Source organism: Amycolatopsis sp. NBRC 101858, assembly GCF_030269325.1.
Lineage (GTDB): Bacteria > Actinomycetota > Actinomycetes > Mycobacteriales > Pseudonocardiaceae > Amycolatopsis > Amycolatopsis ponsaeliensis.
This window is the reverse complement of sequence record NZ_BSTD01000009.1, coordinates 39,652-59,292: the sequence shown is the minus strand read 5'-3', so window position 1 is coordinate 59,292 and position 19,641 is coordinate 39,652. Positions and strand designations below refer to the sequence as shown.

Sequence of the window (19,641 nt, the reverse complement as noted above, 5' to 3'; positions counted from 1 at the left end):
TTCGAAGCTACAAGGGCGTCAGCGGGCCGGACCACTGCCGAAAGTCAAGGTGTCCAGGAACGCCAGTGTCTGCGGCCAGGACAGCGCGTACGCGTCGGCGTTGACGGCGGTGCCGTGCCGCGAAGAGTCGCTGAAGCCGTGTTCGGCGCCCGGGAAGTGCTGGGTGAACGTCGCGCCGCGCGGCCGGGACTGCAATGCCGTCTGCAGGCGGGCGAACGTCTCGTGCGAGACGACGGTGTCGGCCTCCGGGTAGGCGACGAGCACCGGCGCGGTGATCTGTGTCGACAAAGCGACCGTGTCGAGGTCGTGGTTCGGCGGCGCCGGCTCACGGACCGTCGGGTGGTACGCGACGACGCCGGAAAGCCGCTGGTCACGAGCGGCGAGCAGGAGCGCGAAGCGGCCGCCGAGGCACCAGCCCATGACCCCGGCCGACGTGCAGCCGAGGTCGCCGAGCAGGTGGTCGAGCAACGCCGTCTGCTCGGCCAGCGCGGTCTCGTCGCGCAGCTCGCCCAGCTTCGCGCCGAGGTCCTCGCGGGAGGTGTTGTCGGTGCTCGCGCCGTGGAAGACGTCCCAGGTCAACGCCGTGATCCCGCGGCCGGCCAGCTCGTCGGCCCACGCCCGGACCTGCTCGCCGATGCCGGTGATCATCGGCAGGAGCAGCATCCCGCGCTCGGAGCCGCCGGCCGGGCGGGCCAGGTACGCGGAAAGGTCGCCGACACGGACGGTGGACGTCTCGATGCTCATGTCCCGCATGATGCATCATGATCCACCATGGCCGAGCGCACACTCGCCGAACAGTTGGGCGGCTACCTCCCCGAAGGCATCGAGGCCCTCGAAGAGCACGAACGGCAGGACCTCGCCGACGCGCTGCGCGACGCGCGCCGGCGGCAGGCGAAAGCCCTGGCCGAAGCGGGCGAAGAGGGCCTCCGGTACGTGCCCGCGTTGCTGCGCGGAGCGGTCCGCAAGGCGGTCGGGCTGTGACGAACTACGAAGCCGAGGCCGAGATCCTCAAGCTCGCCCGCGTCCTCGGGGTCGAGCCCGCGCGGCTCGAGTACCTCGCCCGCGTCGACGCCGACGACCTGCAGGCGTTCCGCACGCAGGTCACCGACACGCTGTTCGACGCGAACAGCGCCGTGCTGCAGCGGATGGCCCTGGCCGCGCGGCTGCTGCCCGGCGGGGTGCTCGCCAAGATCGCCGAGAAGGTGTTCGGCCCGCTGCTGTGCGCCCGGATCGCCGGGGTGGTCGACGTCGCGCGCGGCGTCGACGTCGCCAAGCGGCTGCACCCGCGGTTCCTCGCCGAGGTCGCGGCCGAGCTCGACCCGCGGCGCGCGAGCGCGATCATCTCGCGCATCCCCCTCGACACCGTCCTCGCGGTGGCGGCCGAACTGGCGCGCAAGGAGGACTGGATCACCCTCGGCCGGTTCGTCGGGCACCTGCCGGACCCGACCGTGCGGCGGGCCCTGGCGGAGATCGACGACCCCGGCCTGCTGCGGATCGCGTTCGTCCTCGACGACAAGAACCGCATCGACCACGTCGTCGGCCTGCTCCCGGCGCACCGCCTCGGCAGGCTGATCACCGCCGCCGGAGCCGACGAAGACCTGTGGACCCCGGCGCTCGACCTGCTCGGCCACCTCGGCGATGCCCGCCGCGAGACGCTCAAGCCGATGCTCGGCGGGCTCCCGGACGGGCTCCGGGAACGCGCTCAGGCGACGATCAAGTAGATCCCGTACCCGACGATCGCCGCGCACAGGGCGAAGCAGATCACCGCCCCGGCCAGCGGGCCGGTGCCCGAGGCACCGGCTTCGCGGGCCGATTCGCGCTGGGAGAGCCCGACCACCCCGAAGGAGAACAGGCTCGTCAGCACGACCACCGAAGCGAGCGCGACGACGAAGACGAGACCGAGGGAACCCCAATCGATGTGCACGGCGCTCCTCAGGCGTTGGCCGGCTGCGCGGCCGGCTCGGACTCGTTGATGGAGTTGGCGTTGACCGGGTTCCGCTTCGACGCGAGGTAGATGCCCACCGCGACGACGACCCCGGCGAGGCCGATCAGGACCGTGCCCCAGGTGCCGAGCGTCGAGACCTCGGCGGCGACCGCGCCGACGATCGCGGCGGCGGGCAGCGTCAGCGCCCAGGCCACGACCATCTTCCCGGCGACGCCCCAGCGGACCTCGGCGAGCCTGCGGCCCAGGCCGGAGCCGATGATGCCGCCCGAGCAGACGTGCGTCGTCGAGAGCGCGAACCCGAGGTGGGCCGAGGTCAGGATGACCGCCGCGGCGCTGGTTTCGGCCGCGAAGCCCTGCGGCGTCTGGATTTCCGTGAGCTTCTTGCCCATCGTCTGGATGATCCGCCAGCCGCCGAGGTAGGTGCCCAGCGCGATCGCGGCCCCCGCGGTGAGGATGACCCAGATCGGCGGGTTCGAGCCCGGCGCGAGCGAGCCCGACGCGATCAGCGTCAGCGTGATGACGCCCATCGTCTTCTGCGCGTCGTTCGTGCCGTGCGCGAGCGAAACCAGCGACGCCGACGCGATCTGGCCGGCCTTGAAGGTCCGGCCCACGGTCTTGTCCTTCGCACGGGCGGTGATCCGGTAGACGAGGAAGGTGCCCAGCGTCGCGACGATCCCGGCGACGATCGGCGAGGCGAGCGCGGGGATCAGGACCTTCTCGACGACCTTGCCGAAGTGCACGGCGTCCGAGCCCGAGGCGATCCAGGTGGCGCCGATCAGCCCGCCGAACAGGGCGTGCGACGAGCTCGACGGCAGCCCGATCAGCCAGGTCACCAGGTTCCACACGATCGCCCCGACCAGGCCGGCGAAGATGATCACCGGCGTCACCTTGGTGTCGTCGACGATGCCGCCGGAGATCGTCTTCGCGACCTCCACCGAGAGGAACGCGCCGACGAGGTTCAGCACGGCGGACACGGCGACCGCGACCCGCGGTTTCAGGGCCCCGGTGGCGATGGACGTGGCCATGGCGTTGGCCGTGTCGTGGAAGCCGTTGGTGAAGTCGAAGGCCAATGCCGCGACGATCACCACCAGCACGATGAGCGAGAAGTCCATGGCGGCCCTCTTCCGATGCCGGAGACGGTTCGATAGCAACGCTACTGATCAACAGGACGCCCTCCGATCCCTGTCGTGTGACGGCTCCCTGAACTTCCGATGAACCGAGGTGAGGACAGCCCTACCCCGGACCCGGTGGTCTGGCCCAGTGCCCTCGCCCGGTTCGCCTGCGACCGTCGATGCCGGACGAAAGGGGCAACGATGAACAAGCTGGGGTGGGCGGTCGTCGCGACGGTGGCGTCGGCCGTGGTGTTCTTCTTCGGCACTGGCTTGGATCCGGTGCCCGAGCTCGCGTGGCTGGCCCCGCTGCCGATCCTGCTGCTCGCTCCCCGCGTCCCCGCCGCGGCCGCGCTCGGCTGCGCGTTCGCCGCCTACCTCGCGGGCAGCGCCGGCAGCTGGAGCTACTTCTGGCACTCGCTGGCCGTCCCGCGCCCCGCGGCGATCGCGATCCTCGGCGGCAGCGCGCTGCTGTTCGCGTTGTCCGCCGGGCTGTTCCGGCTGCTGGTCCGCCGCAACCACGGCTTTCTGGCCGCACTCGCCGCACCGGCGCTGTGGACCGTCGCGCTTTACGGCGTCTCCCTCCTCAACCCGACCGGGCTCATGGGCACCTTGATGACGACCCAGGCCGACCGGCCGGACGTGCTGCGGATCGCTGCGGTCACCGGTGGCTGGGGCGTGGAGTTCCTGGTGCTGTTCGTGCCGGCCGCCGTCGCCGCGGCGCTCGCCCCCGGCGTCCGCGCCCGGTCCCGCCTGACCGGGCTGGTCGCCGTGGCCGCCGCGCTGGGCGCGCTCGTCTTCTGGAGCGTGCCGGCGGCCTCCGGGCCGTCGACGCGGATCGCCCTGGTCGCGCCGGACAAGAGCCGCTGGGCGGTCGACGTCGCCACCCCGGACGGCCAGGCGCTCATCCAGTCCTATGTGGACCAGATCCGCCGGCTGCCGGACGGCGTCCAGGCGGTCGTGCTCCAGGAAGCCGCGTTCGCGGTGGACCAGACCAGCCGGCCCCGGCTCGTCGACGCCTTCGCGGACATCGCCCGGGTCCGCGGCCTCGACGTCGTCACCGGCGTCCTCGACACCACCCCCGAAGGCCGGTTCAACGCCGCGCTCGCCGTGCCGCCGTCCGGCGCCCCGGTCGAATACCGCAAGTGGCACAACGGGGATTCGAAGAACATCGCGGACGGGACCGAACTCGCACGCCTCGCCGGGATCGGGCTCATGGTGTGCATGGACGTCAACTTCGCCGACCCGAGCGGCGACTACGGCGAAGCCGGCACGGGCCTGGTCCTCATCCCGGCGTCCGACGAGAACGTCGACGGCTGGGTGCACAGCCGCACCGCCCTGATCCGCGGCGTCGAGAACGGCTTCTCGGTGGCCTGGAGCGCGGCGCACGGCACGCCGATGCTCGCGGACGCCTCTGGCCACGTCCTGGCCGACGCCCACACCGGCGGCAGCCCGTTCACGGTGGTCGTCGCCGATGTCCCGACCGGACCCGGAAAGACCTTCTACGCGCGCTTCGGCGACTGGTTCGCCTGGCTCTGCGGCCTGGTCGCGGTGGCCGGGATCGTCGTCGGGGCGCGCAAGCCGTCGTTGTCACCCATCACAACGAACACCGGCCAACTCTGAGCGTTTTCCCAGCTCGCCTCCAGCCGTCTGTGACGCAGCATGATCTGCATCACGTACTGACGGGTAACTGGAGGCAACGGAATGCGGGTCACCAACGGCGGTGTCAAGCGAACCCTGGCCGTGCTCGCCGCGGCGCTCACCTTCGGCGCGGTCGCGCCGGCGGTCGCGGAAGCGGCACCGAGCAGCGGCTGGAACGACTGGAGCTGCCGTCCGTCGGCCGCGCACCCGGAGCCTGTCGTGCTCGTGCACGGCCTCGGCGCGAACGACACCGTCAACTGGTTCTTCCACGCGCCGAAGATCGCCGCCCAGGGCTACTGCGTCTTCTCGCTGACCTACGGCACCGGCATCCTCGGCCCCGGCGTCGGCGGGCTCGCGTCGATGCGCGACAGCGCCGCGCAGCTCGGCCGGTTCGTCGACCGGGTGCGCGCCACGACCGGCGCGGCGCAGGCCGACATCGTCGGCCACTCCGAGGGCAGCACGATGCCCGCGTACTACCTGAAGTACGGCGGCGGCGCGGCGAAGATCGCGCACTTCGTCGGCTTCGGCGCGAACTACCGCGGCACCACGCTCGGCGGCCTCGACAAGCTGGCGAAAGCACTCCTGACGACCGTTCCGGGCCTGGGCCTGATCCTGAAGACGGCGTGCGGCGCGTGCACGGAATACCTGGCGCCGTCGGCGTTCCTGGACGACCTCGCCCGCGGCGGCGTGCACGTGGCCGGGCCGGCCTACACGAGCATCGTGAGCAGGTACGACGAGGTCGTGACGCCGTACACGAGCGGCATCCTCAACGAGCCGGGCACGACGGACATCGTGCTGCAGGACTTCTGCCCGTCGGACGCGTCGGGCCACCTGAGCCAGGCGATCGACCCGAACGTCACCGGCCTGATCCTGCACGCGCTCGACGCGTCCTACTCGCCGAAGTGCACGCCGTTCACGCTCCCGTTGTGAGCGGGTTCTGCCCGAGGAACCGGCGTCCGTTCTCGGCGGACTCCCGCACCGCGGCGAACCCGTAATCCACCATCGCGGACTCGTAGGCGGCCACGGCCTCGAGCAGCGGAGCCCCGGCCAGCGCGGACGCCAGCGCCGCACCGTCGCGCAACGCGGTGTTGGCGCCCGCGCCGCCGGCCGGGCTCATCGCGTGGATCGCGTCGCCGACGAGCGTCACCCGCGACGGTTCCCACGGCTCGATCGGCACGCTCGTCCGGATCGGCTGCGGGAACGTCGCCGGGACGTCCCAGTGCCCGACCATCGCCCCGGCCAGCGGGTGCCAGCTCTCGACCAGCCCGAGGGCCACCTTCTGCAGGTCACCCGGCGTCATCGCGGCGAGGTCCGCCTCGGTGTGGCCGACGACCTCCCAGCGAGCGCCGACCGAACACGTCATGTACGGCTCGGTGTCGCGCAGCCGCAGGTCCGGCACCAGGCGGGCGCACGCGTCGGCCACCGGTTCCGGGTAGTCGACCGGCGCGAACCCGGCCATCGTCCGGTCCGGGCCGACCATCATCGAGAACACCGCGAACATCTCCGGTTCGAACAGCGCCCGGGTCGCCGGGGTGAGCGGGATGCGGCCGTAAAGGTGCACGAGCCCGGCGTCGACGACCTGGGCGTGCGGCAGGTACTGCTGCCGCACCAGGGAGTTGATCCCGTCCGCTCCCACCAGGAGGCTGCCGCGCGCGGAGGTCCCGTCGGCGAAATGCGCTGTCACGCCGTCTTCGTCGGTTTCGTGGTGCGTGAATCGCTTGCCGTACGAGACTTCCTGGCCGTGCAGCAGGATCTGCCGCAGGGTGAAGCGGTTGATGTTGAGGTGGGTTCCTTCGTCTTCCAGCCGCGTGACCAGCCGAAGCCGGTCGTCGTAGACGTCGGTGTGCGGCAACGCCCGGCCCGCGGTGGCACGGAAGAGTTCGTGCAGCTCCGGTTGCAGCACCGCACGCAACGCCGCGTCGCCGACGCCACTGATGTGCAGCCGGTAGCCCTGCTTGCGGGCACCGGCCGACTCGTCGCGTTCGTAGACCTGGCACGGGATCCCGGCTCGGCGCAGGCCCTGCGCCAAGCTCAAGCCACCCAGGCCGGCACCGATGATGATCACAGACACAGCTGTCCCTTCGTCGCTTCCGAGGAAGGGACGCACAGGTAAGCCTGCCAGCGCCGCCCGGACTAACCCATACCGGACTGTGTCTTCGCGCGTCCTCGCTTTCGACGTTAGCGCACCCGATCGCCGGCGCGCCAGACCATTTTCGTCAGCGGCACCCCCGGCCGGTACGCCAGGTGCGTCACCGACGGCGCGTCGAGCACGTGGATGTCAGCCCGCGCACCCGGCCGCAGGAAGCCCACGTCCTCACGGCGCAACGCCTTCGCGCCACCGGCCGTGGCCGACCAGACCGCTTCCTCGATCGTCATGCGCATCTGCAGCACCGCCGTCGCGACGCAGAACGCCATCGACGTCGTGTACGAGCTGCCCGGGTTGGCGTTGCTGGCCAGCGCCACGGTCGCGCCCGCGTCGAGCAGCCGTCGCGCCGGGGCCAGGGCCTGGCGGGTCGACAAGTCGCACGCGGGCAGCAACGTCGCCACGGTGTCCGAAGTGGCCAAAGCCTCGACGTCGGAGTCCGCGAGGTAGGTGCAGTGGTCGACGCTCGCCGCGCCGAGCTCCACCGCCAGCCGCACGCCCGGCCCCTCGCCGAGCTGGTTGCCGTGCACGCGCAGGCCGAGCCCGCGCTCGGCGGCGGCCTTCAGCACCCGCGACGACTGGGCCTCGTCGAACGCGCCGGTCTCGCAGAACACGTCCGCCCAGCGGACGCTCCCCGCGACGGCGTCGAGCATCTCGCCGCACACCAGGTCCACATAGGACTCCGCGTCGGCGCCCGGCGGCACGAGGTGCGCGCCGAGGAACGTGACCTCGTCGGCCACTTCCCCGGCGATCCGGGCGCTCCGGGCCTCGTCGGCGACCGTGAGGCCGTAGCCGGTCTTGGTCTCCAGGCAGGTCGTCCCCTGCTGCGCCGCTTCGTCGACGTGGCGACGCAGGTTCGCGGCCAGCTGCTCGTCGGAGGCCTCCCGCGTCGCGCCGACCGTGGTCGCGATTCCGCCTGCCGTGTAGGGCTTTCCGGCCATCCTCGCTTCGAACTCGGCGGTGCGGTCGCCCGCGAAGACGAGGTGCGTGTGGCTGTCGACCCAGCCGGGCAGCACCGCGCGGCCGCCGACATCGACGTGCTCGTCGGCGTCCGGCGCGTTCGCCACCGGCCCGGCCCACACGACCTGAGTGCCGTCGAACACCAAGGCCGCGTCGGTCAGCCGGCCCAGCTCGGGGTCGTTCGTGGTGAGCTCGCCGATGCCCGTGATCAGGACTGCCACAGTGCCTCGATCTCCTTCGCCAGCAGGGTTTCCGGTCGTTCGATGAGCACGTGCGCGCCGTCCCGCACGACCTCGCGGCCCGCGACGACGACGTGCCGGACGTCGGCCGCGCCCGCCGCGAACAGAACCCCGGACGGCTCGATCCCGGCCGTCCGGACCGAGTCCAGGCCGACCGTGACGAAGTCCGCGCCCCGCCCCACGGCCAGCGCACCGGCCTCGGGCCAGCCGACGGCGGTGTGGTCGGTGCCCGCCTCGAGGAGTTCTTCGGCGGTGAACCGGCCGCGTTCCTCGCTGGCCAGCCGGTCGTCCAGCTCCAGCGCCCGCGTCTCCTCGAAGGCGTCGACGACGGCGTTGGAGTCACTGCCGATGCCCAGCCGGACACCGGCGTCCCGCAGCGCGCGGGCGGGGCCGATGCCGTCGCCGAGGTCGCGTTCGGTGGTCGGGCAGAAGCACGCGCGCGCCCCGCTCAGCCGCTCGATGTCCGACGTCGTCAGGTGGGTGGCGTGCACGGCGACGAGCCGCTCGGTCAGCACCCCGCGGTCGTCCAGCAGCTCGGTCGGCGTGCGACCGTAGGCGGCCAGGCACTGCTCGTTCTCGGCACGCTGTTCGGAGAGGTGGATGTGCACGACGCGCGCACTGTCCACAAGAGACAATTCGTCCGCCGGGACCGCCCGGACCGAGTGGATCGCCGCACCGACCCGGAACAGCTCGTCTTCCTCCAGGTCGCCGACGCGCGAGGCCCACGCCGACGCCGAACCGTCGGAGAACCGCCGCTGGACCTCGTCCGGCTCGACGCCGATGCCGCCCGCGAGGTAGCACGTGTCCAGCAGGGTCAGCCGGATCCCGGCGTCCGCCGCGGCCTGGCGCAGCGCCTCCCCCATCGCGTTCGGGTCGGCGTACGGCTTCCCGCCGGGTGCGTGGTGCAGGTAGTGGAACTCGCCGACGCTCGTGTACCCGCCGAGGACCATTTCGGCGTAGACCCCGCGCGCCAGCCGGTAGTACGTGTCGGGGTCCAGCCGCGCCGCCAGCGCGTACATCCGCTCGCGCCACGTCCAGAACGTGCCCCGCTCGTGGTGCGTCCGGCCGCGCAGGGCCCGGTGGAAGGCGTGCGAATGCCCGTTCGCGAAGCCCGGCAGGGTCAGTCCACTCAGGACTTCGCCGGCCCGCGGCGCGCCCGCCGTGACCGAAGTGATCCGGCCGTCCGCGACGTCGATCCGCACCCTGTCGGCGATCCCGCCGGGCAGCCACGCCTGTTCGCACCAATACGTCATCGGGTCAGCTCTTCCAGCACCGTGGCCAAGGCGCGTGCGCCGGCTTCGACGTCGTCCGCCTCGGCGAACTCCTCCGGCGAGTGGCTGATCCCGGTCGGGTTGCGCACGTAGAGCATCCCGGCCGGGACGAACCCGGCGAGGATCGCCGCGTCGTGCCCGGCGCCGGTCGGCAGCTCCGGCGGCCCGCCGAGCCAGCCGCCGAGGTCGCGGCGCAGGGCGTCGTCGAACACGACGTCGTCCGAATAGGACTCCCGGGTCACCTGGACCCGGCAGCCCTCCTCCGCCGCGGCGGCCGCCGCGGCCCGGCTGATCTCGCCGACCAGCCCGGGTGTGCCCGAGCCCGGCACCCGCGCGTCCAGCCACAGGTCCACAGTGGACGCTATGACGTTGGTGCCGCCGGGCGTCGGCACGAGCCTGCCGACGGTCGCCCGCGCGTCCGGCACGCCCGAAGCGAGCCGCCGGACGGCGGTGACGGTCGCGGCGGCGGGCAGCATCGGGTCGGCGCGGTCGGCCAGCAGCGTCGCGCCGGCGTGGTTCCCCTGCCCCTCGAAGGAGAACCGCCACCGGCCGTGCGCGATCACCGTGTTGCCGACGGCGACCGGCGCACCGAGGTCGATGAGCCCGCGCCCCTGCTCGACGTGCAGCTCGACGAACTTGCCGATCCGGTCGAGCCGCTCCGCGTCCGGCCCGATCCGGGCCGGGTCGAAGCCGGCCTTCGCGGCCGCTTCCGCGAACGTGATGCCGTCGGCGTCCCGCAGGCCGCGCGCCTTGTCGGCGTCGATGGTGCCGGTGAGCAGCCGCGAGCCGAGGCACGGGACGCCGAACCGGCCGCCTTCCTCCTCGGCGAACACCACGACGGCGAGCGGCTTGCGCGGCCGGAAACCCCGGACTCGCAAGGCTTCCACGGCGGCCAACGCGCTCGCGACCCCGAGCGGGCCGTCGAACGCACCACCGCCGGGCACCGAGTCGAGGTGGCTGCCGGTGACGACGGCGTTGCGCCCCGGCGGCCCCCACCAGGCCCAGATGTTGCCGTTGCGGTCGGTCTCGACGTCGAGTTCGAGGCCCAGCGCGCGCTCGACGAACCACGCGCGCAGGTCCTGTTCGGGCCCGTCGAAGGCGTGCCGCGAATAGCCGCCGCGCTTCGGGTCGCGCCCGACGTCGCCGATCTCCGCGAGCAGCCCGGAGGCCGTCACCCGTCCGCCCGCATGGGAACGCGCACGCCGCGCTCGTCCGCGACTTCGGCAGCGCGGTCGTAGCCGGCGTCGACGTGCCGGATGACGCCCATGCCCGGGTCGTTGGTGAGGACGCGCTCCAGCTTCTGCGCGGCCAGCGGCGTCCCGTCGGCGACACTCACCTGCCCGGCGTGGATCGACCGGCCCATGCCGACGCCGCCGCCGTGGTGGATCGACACCCAGCTCGCCCCGGACGACGTGTTGACCAGCGCGTTCAGCAACGGCCAGTCGGCGATCGCGTCGGAACCGTCGGCCATGCCCTCGGTCTCGCGGTACGGCGAGGCGACGCTGCCGGAGTCGAGGTGGTCGCGGCCGATGACGACCGGCGCCTTCAGCTCGCCGCTGGCCACCATCTCGTTGAACCGCAGGCCGGCCAGGTGCCGCTCGCCGTAGCCGAGCCAGCAGATCCGGGCCGGCAGCCCCTGGAAGGCCACGCGTTCCCCCGCGAGCCGGATCCAGCGGGCGAGGGATTCGTTCTCCGGGAACAGTTCCAGCATCGCGCGGTCCGTCGCGGCGATGTCCTCCGGGTCGCCCGAGAGCGCGGCCCAGCGGAACGGGCCGTTGCCTTCGCAGAACAGCGGGCGGATGTAGGCGGGCACGAAGCCGGGGAAGTCGAAGGCGCGCTCGCAGCCGCCGAGCTTCGCCTCGCCGCGCAGCGAGTTGCCGTAGTCGAACACCTCGGCGCCCTTGTCGAGGAAGCCGAGCATGGCGTCGACGTGGTCGGCCATCGACTCGCGCGAGCGGTCGGTGAACTCGTCGGGCTTCTTGGCCGCGTAGTCGTGCCAGTCCTCGACGCTGACGCCCTTGGGCAGGTACGACAGCGGGTCGTGCGCGGACGTCTGGTCGGTGACGATGTCGACCTCGACGTCACGGCGCAGCAGCTCCGGCAGCACCTCGGCGGCGTTGCCGACGACGGCGACCGACAGCGGCCGCTTCTCCTGCTTCGCCTTGGTGACGCGGGCGATCGCGTCGTCGAGGTTGTCGGCGACCTCGTCGAGGTAGCGCGTCTCGACGCGGCGGTGCGCGCGCTGCGGGTCGCACTCGATGACGAGCGCGACACCGTCGTTCATGGTGACGGCGAGCGGCTGCGCGCCGCCCATGCCACCGAGGCCGGCGGTGACCGTCAAGGTCCCGCGCAGCGATCCGCCGAACTTCTTCTTCGCGACGGCGGCGAACGTCTCGTACGTGCCCTGGAGGATGCCCTGGGTGCCGATGTAGATCCACGAACCCGCGGTCATCTGGCCGTACATCGTCAGGCCCTGCTGCTCGAGACGGCGGAACTCGGGCCAGGTGGCCCAGTCGCCGACCAGGTTCGAGTTCGCGATGAGCACGCGCGGCGCCCACTCGTGCGTGCGGAACACCCCGACCGGCTTGCCGGACTGGACGAGCAGCGTCTCGTCGACGTCCAAAGTGGTCAGTTCGCGGGTGATCGCGTCGAAGCTGGCCCAGTTGCGGGCGGCCTTGCCGGTGCCGCCGTAGACGACCAGGTCCTCGGGCCGCTCGGCGACGTCGGGGTCGAGGTTGTTGTGGAACATCCGCAGCGCGGCTTCGGTCTGCCACGACTTGGCGGTGAGCTGGGTGCCGCGGGCGGCACGGACTACGCGGGACATCAGACCTCCAGACGGGCGGCGTCGAGGACGGCGCCGGAGCGGACGAGTTCTTCGGCGGCCGCGATCTCGGGCGCCAGGTGCCGGTCGGGGCCGGGGCCCTCGACCTTGGTGCGGAGCAGGTCCCGGACGCGGCCGGTGACCGGGGACGGCTCGAGCGGCGCCCGGAAGTCGAGCGCGCGGGCGGCCGTCAGCAGCTCGATGGCCAGCACGGTGGTCAGGCCGTCGACGGCCTTGCGCAGCTTCCGCGCGGCCGACCAGCCCATGGACACGTGGTCCTCCTGCATGGCACTGCTCGGGATGGAGTCGACCGACGCGGGCACGGCGAGCCGCTTGAGCTCGCTGACGATCGCGGCCTGCGTGTACTGAGCGATCATGTGGCCCGAGTCGACGCCCGGGTCGTGCGCGAGGAACGGCGGCAGGCCGTGCGAGCGCGCTTTGTCGAGCATCCGGTCGGTGCGGCGCTCGGCGATGCTGGCGACGTCGGCGACCGGGATGGCCAGGAAGTCCAGCACGTACGCGACGGGCGCGCCGTGGAAGTTGCCGTTGGACTCGACGCGGCCGTCGGCCAGCACGACGGGATTGTCCACAGCGGACATCAGCTCGCGGTCGCCGACGAGCTCGGCGTGGGTGAGGCTGTCGCGCGCGGCGCCGTGGACCTGCGGGGTGCAGCGCAGCGAGTAGGCGTCCTGGACGCGGTTGCAGTCCGGGCCGCGGTGACTCTCGACGATCTTCGAGCCCTGCAGTGCCGCCCACATCCGCGCGGCGGACGTCGCCTGGCCGGGGTGCGGGCGCAGCGCCTGCAGGTCGGCGGCGAAGGCGCGGTCGGTGCCGAGCAGCGCCTCGACGCTCATCGCGGCGGTGAGGTCGGCGATGTCGAAGAGCCGGTGCAGGTCGGCGGCGGCGAGCAGGAGCATGCCGAGCATGCCGTCGGTGCCGTTGGTGAGGGCGAGGCCCTCCTTCTCGGCGAGGACGACCGGCTCGATGCCGGCGTGCTTGAGCGCTTCGCCCGCTGGTTTGGTGACGCCGTTGTGGACGACTTCGCCTTCGCCCATCATCGCGAGCGCGACGGCGGCCAGGGGTGCGAGGTCGCCGGAGCAGCCGAGTGAGCCGTACTCGTGGACGATCGGGGTGATCCCGGCGTTGAGCAGGGCCGCAAGCGTTTGCGCGGTGCCCGGCCGGACGCCGGTGTAGCCGCTGGCGAGGGTCCGCAGGCGCAGCAGCATCAGACCGCGGACGACCTCCGTCTCGACGGCGGGCCCGGCCCCGGCGGCGTGCGAGCGGATCAGGCTGCGCTGCAGCGCGGTCCGGCTCTCGACGGGGATGTGACGGGTGGCGAGGGCGCCGAAGCCGGTCGAGACGCCGTAGGTGGGCGTGACGGCGTGGGCGAGGTCCTCGATGTGCTGGCGGGTGGCGGCGAGGTTCTTCTCGGCGGCATCCGTGAGCCCGACCGGCGCGTGGCCGCGGACGACGTCGACGACCTGGGCGGCGGTCAGGGGTTCCGGGCCCAGGAGCACTTTTTCCGGCATGGGCTCATTGGACATCGTCCTTACCGCTGGTGGGATGCCTCAACGGGTGGTTCTGTCTGGTATCCCAGACTAGGCTCCCGGCATGGGCGACAGCAGCGAGGTGCCGGCGCTGCGCCGCGGCCTGGCGGTGCTGCGCCTGCTGGCGACGCGTCCCGGCCCGGTGACCGCGTCGGCGATCGCGCGCGAAGCGGGTCTCCCCCGCTCGACGACGTACCACCTGCTCAGCGAGCTGGAAGCGGCCGGTTTCGTCGTGCACCTGCCCGCGGAACGCCGGTACGGCCTGGGCATCGCGGCGTTCGAACTCGGCTCGGCCTACCTCCGCCACGACCCGCTCGAGCGCTTGGCCGGGCCGTTGCTGCGCAAGCTCGTCGACCGCGCCGGCCACACCGGGCACCTGGGCGTGCTGCACGGCAACGAGTCGCTGTACCTGATCAAGGAGCGCCCGGCCCGGCCGGAGACGCTGGTGACCGAGGTCGGCGTCCGGCTGCCGGCCCAGCTGACGGCGTCCGGCCGCGCGATCCTGCGGCACCTGCCGGCCCCGCACGTCCGGGCGCTGTTCCCGTCGGCGTCGGCGTTCGTGCTCCGCACCGGCCGCGGCCCCCGCACGCTCGCCGAGCTGCGCCGCACGTTGACGGCGGAGCGCAGGCTCGGCTGGTCGATCGAGGACGGCCACGTGACGGAGGGGTTCGCTTCAGTGGCGTCCCCGGTCTTCGACCACGGCGCCCGCCCCTTGGCGGCGATCAGCGTGACGCTGCGCCACCACTGCACGGCAGAGCCGTGCCCGGAGACCTGGCCGGACCTGGCGGCCGAGGTGGCGGCAACGGCCGCCGAGCTGACCAGCCGCATCGGCGGCCACCCGGGCTGACCCTCAAGATCCTGCCGCGTCCCGGATACCGGCACCCATCGCCCGCATCAGGTCCGGGGCTCGCAGTGCCTGGGCGTCGTTGGCCAGCCGGCCCAGCACATCGTCGTCCTCGGCCATCCGCAGCAGCACCCGCACTCCTGCCGCGTCGAGCAGTCCGGGCAGTTCCGATCCCAAGAGCCAGGCGCCGGCGAGTGCCGGATCGAAATCGTATCGGCCGAGCAGGTCCGAGTGCTCTTCGTACAGAAGTTCGAGGTACGACCCCGACGAGTACCAGGAGATCATCGTGGCAAGGTCGATCGCGTCGCGGGAGTTGGACGCGTGGCGTTCCCACCAGGTCAGCAGCTTGAGCAAGGCCAGTGCAGGCACTGCGGGGACCCGGACGGTGAGCCCACCGGGCAGCAGAACGGTTTCGGCCGACGCCACCGCCTCGCTCAGGCCTCGGACGTTCATCCGATGGTCGTCGGGCCAAAGGATGGTGCGGTCTTCCCGTTCGATGCCGCCGTAGGGCAGCACGTCGACTTCGACTCCCTCGACGAGGAACGAGTGCACGCTACGACCACGCCTTTCGAGCCTGCCGACGAGCCGTTCGAAGTCATCCCAGGTGCACACCTCGACGGCGATGTCGACGTCTCGCGTGGCCCGCTCGGGCGGCCGTCCGACCAGTCCGAGCGACAGGATCGTGCGCGCCGTCGCGCCGACCACCAAGTAGTCCACTCCGGCCGCGCGAGCCGCGACCTCCACCTGGGTCAGTGCCCGGGTGGCGAGGAGGATTTCAGGATTTTCCGAGGCGGATAAGTCGATCATCACTGGTCCGGATCCGGTCTCCGTGTTCACGCTGGCGGGGGTCGCCCGAGGCCAGCAGGTCGGCATAGATCAGCGGGGACGGCACGATCCAGGAATCGGGTTCGGCTACGTGCCAGAACCGCTTCCGGATGTGGACATTTCCCCTGTCCTCGGCTCTGGCCATGCGATGCCTCGCGATGAACCGGGCCGGAAGCTGTTCGGCGTAGAGCGTCAGCGTGGCCGGACGCAGGTGCGGGTCGATGAGGCCGGCTCCGGCCTCTCCTCCGACCTGGATTCCCTGCGAGCGCATCTCGGCTTCCGATGCCGGCCACCACGAAAGGTCGTCCACCGAGAATTCGCCAAGGGCGAGCGCTGCGTGCAGGGTGATGGAATATGCCTCCGCCCAGCGGTCGAGAAGTTCGCCGCCGCGCGCCATCCGACGCCCCTTCGCCCCTGAGTAGAGGTAGCCGGCCCTGCCGAGCTCGTCGATCACCGCCTTGACGGTCCCCAGCGAAACTCCGCTTGCCCCAGCAAGGACCCGATAGGGCTGGGCTGCCATTTCGGGCCAGCTGAGCAGGACGAACACGACACGCAGACCTGCCCGCCCGAAGGCGCCGGCGCCGCTCGGCGAGGTTCTCGAACGCGGAACCACCGGATTGCGCCGCCCACGGATGTCGATGAGGACATCTCCCCAGGCGAGGCGGGCATTGCCCGCGGTATCCACGTAATCGATCCCCTGGGCCCGAAGCCTCTCGGCGACCGGCTCGGTGACATGGGTCGTGACCAGCAACGGGGGGAGCCGCGCGGGCAGGGTGATGCTGGTGGCCGACTCAGGGGTCAGCCGGGCCCTGATCTCGACGCCATAGGTCCGGGCAGCTCCGGATCCCGTCGTGAGACGGAAAACGGCGTCGAGCCGATGCGCCTCCGCGGGCTCGACCTGATCCGCGGCGAGCACGTCACCGTGCAGCCCGAGCTCGCTCAATCGCTCGAGTGCGGCACTCGCCAAGGTCTCCTCGTTCAATGGGAGAGCATGTTCATTTGAATTGAACATGCTCTCATTCTGAACGCTCTTCTCTCGAACGTCAAACCTGATGCCGCATGGGGCCCGGCGACCCCACCACCCGGCCCCCTGCGGCTGGTGCGATCGGGGCAACTGTCACCGAACGGCTCGATTCCACTCCGCTGGGTTATTACCGTGGCTGAACAGCGGTCTTGAGGGGCACCGGCGATGGATGACGCACGGTCGACGAGGGTGGGGTTCGGCGCGGTCCTCGCCGTCGCCGAGTTCCGGGCCATGTGGGCCGCCGAGCTGCTGTCCGTCTGCGGGGACCAGCTCGCCCGCGTCGCGCTCGCTGTCCTCGTCTACCAGCGCACCAGCTCGGCCGCCCTGACCGGCCTCACCTACGCCCTAACGTACGTGCCCTCGCTGCTCGGCGGGATCCTGCTCGCCGGGGCCGGCGACCGGTGGCCGCGCCGGGACGTCATGGTCGTGGCCGACCTCGCCCGCGCCGCGCTGGTCGGCGTCATCGCGATCCCCGGCGTCCCGTTGTGGGTGCTCTGCGTGCTGGTCGCGGTGATGACGGCGCTCGGCGGGCCGTTCAAGGCGGCCCAGCAGGCACTGCTGCCCTCGGTGCTCGAAGGCGAGCGCTACCTGGTCGGGATGGCCCTGCGGAACGTGACGATCCAGGGTGCGCAGCTGGCCGGGTTCGCCGGCGGCGGGCTGCTGATCGCCGCCCTCGCGCCGTCCGCGGCCTTGGCACTGGACGCCGTGACGTTCGTACTCTCGGCGATGTTCCTGGTCGCGGGCGTGCGGCGACGCGCGGCCGTCGCGCAGGCGATCCGGCCGGCCTGGCTGTCGACGACCTCGGCGGGGATCCGGCTGATCTGGCGCGACCCGGCGTTGCGGACGCTGGTGGCGCTGAACTGGCTGGCCGGGTTCTACGTCGTGCCGGAGGCGCTGGCCGCGCCGTACGCGGCCGGGATCGGCGCGGGCGCGGCGCTGGTGGGGCTGCTGATGGCGGCGGACCCGGCGGGCAGCGTGCTCGGCGGCGTCGTGTTCGGCAAGTGGGTCCCGGAGCATGTGCAGGTCCGCGTGCTCGGGTGGCTGGGGGTCGCCGCGGGGCTGCCGCTGGTCCTGTTCGTCTTCCGGCCGGGGCTGGTGCCGTCGGTGGTGCTGCTGGCGGCGTCCGGGCTGCTGGCCACGGGCTACAACATCCAGGGCACGGTGTCGTTCATGCGCCGGGTGCCGGACGAGCACCGCGCGCAGTGCGCCGGCGTGAACTCGGCGGGGCTGATCACCGTGCAGGGCGTCGGCGCGGCCGCGGCGGGTGCGCTGGCCGACGTGCTGGGCCCGGCGCACACCATCGCCGCGGCCGGGGCGGCGGGTGCCGCGGTGGCCGTGCCGATCGCGAGGGCGTGGCGCCGGGTCGGACTGGCGGAATCATGACCTCAGTTGTCGCGTCCGCGCATGGCGCGCCTCCCTTCGGCAACGAGGGCCGGACCGGTTCCGTCACCGGCCGGACACCATGAGTATGCAGACCGGCACCGGACCCCCGCGCGGCGTACCCCGCTTTCGTGACGTCCTCGTGGCACGGCGCTGGGCCCTGTGGCGCCAGGGTCCGCGGGTGGTCGTCTACTGCCTGCTGAGCGAAGCGGCGGCGATCGTCCTGACCCTGCGCCCGTTCCCGGTCGCCGTCGACCGCCGGACGCTGGCGATCCTGGTGGCGCTGCTGGTCCTGGGCGTCGTCCAGTCGGAGACGGGCCGCCGGGTGGAGCGCATCCGCCGCCGGGTGTCGGGGACACCGCACATCAACATGACGTCGGTGTGGACGTTCGCCGGCGTCCTGCTGCTGCCGCCGGTGCTGCTGGCGGTGCTGGTCTGCGGCCTGTACGCGCACCTGGCGGCCCGCAGCTGGTACCGCCTGCAGCGGGTGCCGGTGTCGAGGACGGTCAGCAACGCGGCCATCATCCTGCTCTCGTGCTACGCGGCCCAGGCGGTCATGCGGGTGTCGGGCTCGCCGGACGTGCGTTCGGCGTTCACGCACGGCTGGGCCGGGACGTTCGCGATCGCGGCGGCGGGAGCGACGTTCTTCGTGGTCAACGCGCTGCTGGTGCTCCCGGCTCGCCGCGAGATCGGCCGGACCCCGGAGGCGTTGTTCGGCACGTGGTCGGACAACGGCCTGGAGGCGGCGACGCTCTGCCTGGGCGCGCTGAACGCGGTGGCGTTGGCGATGCTGCCGGGCCTGGTGGTGCTGGTGCTCCCGCCGTTGCTGCTGTTGCACCGGACGGTGCTGGTGAAGCAGCTGGAGGTGGCGGCCCACCGCGACGAGAAGACGGGTCTGTACAACACGAGCGGCTGGCACGCACTGGCGGAGCGAACCCTGGCGGCCGCGGCCCGCCAGCACACGACGTTCGGCTTGCTGATGCTGGACCTGGACCACTTCAAGCAGGTCAACGACACGTACGGCCACCTGGCGGGCGACGCGGTGCTGCGCGCGGTGGCCGAGGCGATCATCGCGGCGGTCCGCGGCCGCGGCGACGCGGTGGGGCGTTTCGGCGGCGAAGAGTTCGTGGTGCTCTTGCCCGGCATCGCCCACCCCGACATCGGCGCGGTGGCCGAGCGCATCCGCCGCGCGATCGCGACCCTGAAGGTCCCGGCGGGCCAACTGTCGATCACGGGCCTGTCGACCTCGATCGGCATGTCGGTCTACCCGAAGGCGGGAACGTCCCTACAGCGCCTGCTCGACGCGGCGGACACTGCGCTCTACCACGCAAAAGCAACCGGCCGGAACAAGGTGGTCCACGTAGCGGACCTGGCCTGATCAGGCGATCTTGTGCCGCCGCCCGGCATCAAGGCCCAGCATGGCAAGAAGCTCGGCACATTCCCGCACATCGGAGGAGTGCCCGGCAACGGTGATGACGGCCCGATCATTCTGCTCAGCGAGCCGAACGGCCTCTTCGGCCCGAATAACGCCCATCCGGCTGTCTTCATCGTTGGCGGTCGAGCTGCCGTTGGAACGGGCCCAGGTCATCTGGCCACCTACTTCCGACTCCGCGGGTGCAGAGCCATGGTCGGGCCCCCAGCATGACACTCACAAAAATTTCACCCACAAGTGGGCCCCATCACAAGGTGTTGGACACGGGGTGTGGAGGGGTTCGGCGGGGGATCCGCCCGAGTGGGGTAGGTGGGAGGAGTCGCAGGTAGACGGACAGTTGATCGCGGGAGGGGTGGGGTGAGTTCCGCGTGACGCGGGCCGGGGTGAGGGTGGGTGGTCGGCTTGTGTGCCCGGGCGGTCGGCTTGCGTACCTGGACGGTCGGCTTGCGTGCCTGGACGG

The 19,641-nt window shown here is 71.9% G+C and carries 19 protein-coding genes; 7 read left to right on the top strand and 12 right to left on the bottom strand.

Annotated features, from left to right (window positions below; all coding sequences use genetic code 11):
- Positions 1-18 precede the first annotated feature (18 nt).
- The gene (locus tag QSK39_RS50715) at positions 19-744 is read right to left on the bottom strand and encodes a dienelactone hydrolase family protein (RefSeq protein WP_285485029.1); all 726 of its coding nucleotides are present in this window, start codon (positions 742-744) and stop codon (positions 19-21) included.
- A gap of 27 nt (positions 745-771) precedes the next feature.
- Between QSK39_RS50715 and QSK39_RS50710 the strand changes: the two genes are divergently transcribed.
- Together QSK39_RS50710 and QSK39_RS50705 are read left to right on the top strand one after the other, a co-directional pair.
- Positions 772-981 (top strand): hypothetical protein, encoded by a 210-nt coding sequence (locus QSK39_RS50710; RefSeq protein WP_086863938.1) that lies wholly within the window; start codon positions 772-774, stop codon positions 979-981.
- Positions 978-1,721, top strand: a complete 744-nt coding sequence (locus QSK39_RS50705) for a hypothetical protein (protein WP_285485028.1) — start codon at positions 978-980, stop codon at positions 1,719-1,721. Before QSK39_RS50710 ends, QSK39_RS50705 begins: the two co-directional genes overlap by 4 nt.
- On the opposite strand, the gene QSK39_RS50700 is transcribed toward QSK39_RS50705, so the two are convergent.
- Entirely contained in the window at positions 1,703-1,924 is a 222-nt protein-coding gene (locus QSK39_RS50700; RefSeq protein ID WP_285485027.1) for a hypothetical protein, read from the bottom strand. The genes QSK39_RS50705 and QSK39_RS50700 overlap by 19 nt on opposite strands.
- Before the next feature lie 8 nt (positions 1,925-1,932).
- The gene (locus tag QSK39_RS50695; protein ID WP_285485026.1) at positions 1,933-3,057 is read right to left on the bottom strand and encodes an inorganic phosphate transporter; all 1,125 of its coding nucleotides are present in this window, start codon (positions 3,055-3,057) and stop codon (positions 1,933-1,935) included.
- Between the two features lie 201 nt (positions 3,058-3,258).
- On the opposite strand from QSK39_RS50695, the gene QSK39_RS50690 reads away from it, so the two are divergent.
- Together QSK39_RS50690 and QSK39_RS50685 are read left to right on the top strand one after the other, a co-directional pair.
- Entirely contained in the window at positions 3,259-4,677 is a 1,419-nt protein-coding gene (locus QSK39_RS50690) for a carbon-nitrogen hydrolase family protein (RefSeq protein ID WP_285485025.1), read from the top strand.
- An 81-nt stretch (positions 4,678-4,758) separates the two neighbouring features.
- Positions 4,759-5,625: an esterase/lipase family protein gene (locus QSK39_RS50685; protein WP_285485024.1), complete on the top strand. Its 867-nt coding sequence runs from the start codon at positions 4,759-4,761 to the stop codon at positions 5,623-5,625.
- Here QSK39_RS50685 and QSK39_RS50680 read toward each other — a convergent pair.
- The 6 genes from QSK39_RS50680 to hutH form a co-directional block, all read right to left on the bottom strand.
- Positions 5,609-6,766: an FAD-dependent oxidoreductase gene (locus QSK39_RS50680; protein ID WP_285485023.1), complete on the bottom strand. Its 1,158-nt coding sequence runs from the start codon at positions 6,764-6,766 to the stop codon at positions 5,609-5,611. The two genes, QSK39_RS50685 and QSK39_RS50680, sit on opposite strands and share 17 nt — an antisense overlap.
- 107 nt (positions 6,767-6,873) lie before the next feature.
- The gene (gene hutI, locus QSK39_RS50675) at positions 6,874-8,019 is read right to left on the bottom strand and encodes an imidazolonepropionase (protein ID WP_285485022.1); all 1,146 of its coding nucleotides are present in this window, start codon (positions 8,017-8,019) and stop codon (positions 6,874-6,876) included.
- Positions 8,007-9,290 (bottom strand): formimidoylglutamate deiminase, encoded by a 1,284-nt coding sequence (locus QSK39_RS50670; RefSeq protein ID WP_285485021.1) that lies wholly within the window; start codon positions 9,288-9,290, stop codon positions 8,007-8,009. Before QSK39_RS50670 ends, hutI begins: the two co-directional genes overlap by 13 nt.
- Positions 9,287-10,483, bottom strand: a complete 1,197-nt coding sequence (locus QSK39_RS50665) for an allantoate amidohydrolase (RefSeq protein ID WP_285485020.1) — start codon at positions 10,481-10,483, stop codon at positions 9,287-9,289. The genes QSK39_RS50670 and QSK39_RS50665 overlap by 4 nt, the downstream gene beginning before the upstream one ends.
- Entirely contained in the window at positions 10,480-12,132 is a 1,653-nt protein-coding gene (gene hutU, locus QSK39_RS50660; RefSeq protein ID WP_285485019.1) for a urocanate hydratase, read from the bottom strand. The genes QSK39_RS50665 and hutU overlap by 4 nt, the downstream gene beginning before the upstream one ends.
- Positions 12,132-13,658 (bottom strand): histidine ammonia-lyase, encoded by a 1,527-nt coding sequence (gene hutH / locus QSK39_RS50655; protein ID WP_285485018.1) that lies wholly within the window; start codon positions 13,656-13,658, stop codon positions 12,132-12,134. Before hutH ends, hutU begins: the two co-directional genes overlap by 1 nt.
- 82 nt (positions 13,659-13,740) lie before the next feature.
- Between hutH and QSK39_RS50650 the strand changes: the two genes are divergently transcribed.
- On the top strand, positions 13,741-14,523 hold the full coding sequence (locus QSK39_RS50650; protein WP_285485017.1) for an IclR family transcriptional regulator: 783 nt from the start codon (positions 13,741-13,743) through the stop codon (positions 14,521-14,523).
- Positions 14,524-14,526: 3 nt separating this feature from the next.
- Here QSK39_RS50650 and QSK39_RS50645 read toward each other — a convergent pair whose 3' ends face one another.
- On the bottom strand, positions 14,527-15,357 hold the full coding sequence (locus tag QSK39_RS50645; protein WP_285485016.1) for a nucleotidyl transferase AbiEii/AbiGii toxin family protein: 831 nt from the start codon (positions 15,355-15,357) through the stop codon (positions 14,527-14,529).
- The gene (locus QSK39_RS50640; protein ID WP_285485015.1) at positions 15,296-16,327 is read right to left on the bottom strand and encodes a type IV toxin-antitoxin system AbiEi family antitoxin; all 1,032 of its coding nucleotides are present in this window, start codon (positions 16,325-16,327) and stop codon (positions 15,296-15,298) included. The genes QSK39_RS50645 and QSK39_RS50640 overlap by 62 nt, the downstream gene beginning before the upstream one ends.
- Before the next feature lie 207 nt (positions 16,328-16,534).
- Here QSK39_RS50640 and QSK39_RS50635 point away from each other — a divergent pair, with 207 nt between their 5' ends.
- Together QSK39_RS50635 and QSK39_RS50630 are read left to right on the top strand one after the other, a co-directional pair.
- Entirely contained in the window at positions 16,535-17,752 is a 1,218-nt protein-coding gene (locus tag QSK39_RS50635) for an MFS transporter (RefSeq protein ID WP_285485014.1), read from the top strand.
- An 85-nt stretch (positions 17,753-17,837) separates the two neighbouring features.
- The gene (locus tag QSK39_RS50630) at positions 17,838-19,127 is read left to right on the top strand and encodes a GGDEF domain-containing protein (RefSeq protein ID WP_502873395.1); all 1,290 of its coding nucleotides are present in this window, start codon (positions 17,838-17,840) and stop codon (positions 19,125-19,127) included.
- Here QSK39_RS50630 and QSK39_RS50625 read toward each other — a convergent pair whose 3' ends face one another.
- Positions 19,128-19,337, bottom strand: a complete 210-nt coding sequence (locus tag QSK39_RS50625) for a hypothetical protein (RefSeq protein WP_284749433.1) — start codon at positions 19,335-19,337, stop codon at positions 19,128-19,130. It lies immediately after the preceding gene.
- Positions 19,338-19,641 lie beyond the last annotated feature (304 nt).

Excerpts from the sequence above, each read along its gene's own strand:
- QSK39_RS50695 (WP_285485026.1), bottom strand. The coding sequence starts at position 3,057 with ATGGACTTCTCGCTCATCGTGCTGGTGGTGATCGTCGCGGCATTGGCC.
- hutH (WP_285485018.1), bottom strand. The coding sequence starts at position 13,658 with ATGCCGGAAAAAGTGCTCCTGGGCCCGGAACCCCTGACCGCCGCCCAG.
- QSK39_RS50635 (WP_285485014.1), top strand. The coding sequence starts at position 16,535 with ATGGATGACGCACGGTCGACGAGGGTGGGGTTCGGCGCGGTCCTCGCC.
- QSK39_RS50715 (WP_285485029.1), bottom strand. The coding sequence starts at position 744 with ATGAGCATCGAGACGTCCACCGTCCGTGTCGGCGACCTTTCCGCGTAC.
- QSK39_RS50630 (WP_502873395.1), top strand. The coding sequence starts at position 17,838 with ATGCAGACCGGCACCGGACCCCCGCGCGGCGTACCCCGCTTTCGTGAC.
- QSK39_RS50685 (WP_285485024.1), top strand. The coding sequence starts at position 4,759 with ATGCGGGTCACCAACGGCGGTGTCAAGCGAACCCTGGCCGTGCTCGCC.
- QSK39_RS50650 (WP_285485017.1), top strand. The coding sequence starts at position 13,741 with ATGGGCGACAGCAGCGAGGTGCCGGCGCTGCGCCGCGGCCTGGCGGTG.
- QSK39_RS50690 (WP_285485025.1), top strand. The coding sequence starts at position 3,259 with ATGAACAAGCTGGGGTGGGCGGTCGTCGCGACGGTGGCGTCGGCCGTG.
- hutU (WP_285485019.1), bottom strand. The coding sequence starts at position 12,132 with ATGTCCCGCGTAGTCCGTGCCGCCCGCGGCACCCAGCTCACCGCCAAG.
- QSK39_RS50710 (WP_086863938.1), top strand. The coding sequence starts at position 772 with ATGGCCGAGCGCACACTCGCCGAACAGTTGGGCGGCTACCTCCCCGAA.
- QSK39_RS50625 (WP_284749433.1), bottom strand. The coding sequence starts at position 19,337 with ATGACCTGGGCCCGTTCCAACGGCAGCTCGACCGCCAACGATGAAGAC.
- QSK39_RS50670 (WP_285485021.1), bottom strand. The coding sequence starts at position 9,290 with ATGACGTATTGGTGCGAACAGGCGTGGCTGCCCGGCGGGATCGCCGAC.